Source organism: Gordonia sp. NPDC003422, from assembly GCF_053588675.1.
Window position 1 is genome coordinate 1 of record NZ_JBSFQL010000075.1, and the last position, 1,250, is coordinate 1,250.

The window sequence follows — 1,250 nt, forward strand, 5'->3', positions numbered from 1 at the left end:
GGGCAGCCTCAATCGGTCGACGCAACAGGCCTCGTGTGAGAGGTAGCCGGTATGGGCAGGGCGGTAGCGCCGGAAGCGTTTTGGGTAGCGATCGATGCGGGGGTGTCGGTAGCGGTGGCGGCCCGGCAGGTGGGGTGTGGCCCTGCCACGGGGTATCGGTGGATGCGGGAGGCGGGGCGGCCGTTGCCGACGCGCGGTGGCCAGGGTGTGCGCCGCTCACCGCGTACGCGCGAGCAGTTCTGGGCGCGGTTGCGGACGGGGGAGACGATCGCGGTGGCGGCGCGGTCGGTGGGCGTGTCGGACCAGACCGGCTATGCCTGGTTCCGTCAGGCTGGTGGGATGCGCCTACCGACGGTGAATCCACAGGAGCAATCGCAGGTCACAGCGGGTAGCGGCCCGTTGTCGTTTGTCGATCGATGTCGTATCGAGGATCTGCTCGACGCCCGGTACAAACCTGCTCGGATCGCAGAGTTGTTGGGGCGGCATCGTTCGACGATCGGCCGTGAGATCGCGCGTGGTCGCGGCCCGGAGGGGACCGGCCGGTATCGGGCGATCGTGGCTCAAAGCGTGGTCGAGGACCGTCGTCGCCGGCCCAAGACTCGCAAGCTCGTCGAGGGTACGCGGCTCTACGATGAGGTCACCCAGCGGTTGCTCAAAAAGCACAGCCCTGAGCAGATCGCCGGCGCGTTGCGACGTGACTTCCCCGAGGAACCGGAGATGTGGGTGTCTCACGAAACGATTTACCAAGCGGTGTACGTACAGGCCCGCGGTGGACTGAAAGCCGAGGTCAAAGCAGCGTTGCGGACCGGGCGTATCAAACGTAAACCGCAGGGCCGCAACACTTCTAAACGTCCGAAGTTTCAGGACATGGTGTCGATCAGTGAACGCCCGGCCGAGGCCGCCGACCGTGCCATCCCTGGGCATTGGGAGGGGGATCTGATCGTGGGCGCCCACCACGCCTCGGCGATCGGCACCCTGGTCGAACGCACGACCGGGTTCGTGATGCTGCTGCACCTGCCCGAGGATCACACCGCTGAGACCGTCGCGGCCGCGATGACCGCGGCCATCCCGCAGATCCCCGCAGTGATGTGGCGATCACTGACCTGGGACCAGGGCTCGGAGATGGCGTTGCACACCCAGATCACCGCCGCCACCGGGCTGCCCATCTACTTCGCCGACCCGCATAGCCCCTGGCAGCGGCCGTGCAACGAGAACATCAACGGCCTGCTACGCCAGTACTTCCCCAAAGG

At 66.6% G+C, this 1,250-nt stretch carries 1 protein-coding gene; it reads left to right on the forward strand.

Translation table 11 applies throughout. The features are described 5' to 3' along the window. Positions 1 to 162: 162 nt before the first annotated feature. A partial coding sequence (locus ACWDTF_RS24820; RefSeq protein WP_449755248.1) for an IS30 family transposase occupies positions 163 to 1,250 on the forward strand: 1,088 nt, incomplete at its 3' end.